Here is a 571-nt window from a genome sequence, read left to right on the forward strand (position 1 = left end):
GCTGAAGGCAGGCTGGGGCCAGGCCGACGTGGACGGCCTGAAGAAGGAGAAGATGGTCTCGGTGAGCGCCGGCTACAGCCTGTCCAAGCGCACCACGGTGTATGCGGACCTGGCCTCCAAGCGCCTGCTCGGCACCGGTACCAAAGAGGTCTACGGCGCGGGCATGACGCACTCGTTCTGACCGGGCCTCGCTACGACCCCTTCGCGAGATTGAACTGGCCCGGCACACCGCCCCGATGCGCTCGCAGCCGGATCGACCACCCTGCCAGCAAACGGCGCTCCCGACGCCGGCGCCGGGTTGCGCCGACCGGCGCCACGTCGCAGGCTCCGAAACAATTGCAGTCGGGAGCCGGGTCGCTCGGCGTAACCTGCTGGGCCAAGGCGTCTACGCTGCGGGCACCGCGGCGGCTGATCCCACGGGCATGCTGTTTCGGCGCCGCCACAGGACGCATGTCCTCCAACAGGCAGGCCATGTCGATTTGGGTTCCCGTCGTTCGTCGATGGGAGACGAGGTGCCCTCAGGGGGCGCTCCGTCCGGTCAACTTAGCAGGAGTGAAGACATGTCATACAT

The 571-nt window shown here is 67.3% G+C and carries 1 pseudogene; it reads left to right on the forward strand.

Going from position 1 to position 571, the window contains the following annotated elements:
- Nucleotides 1-181, forward strand: a pseudogene (locus ACXJKR_RS34265) (porin); the annotation flags it as partial.
- Nucleotides 182-571: the final 390 nt, after the last annotated feature.

The organism is Roseateles sp. P5_E11 (genome assembly GCF_054049355.1).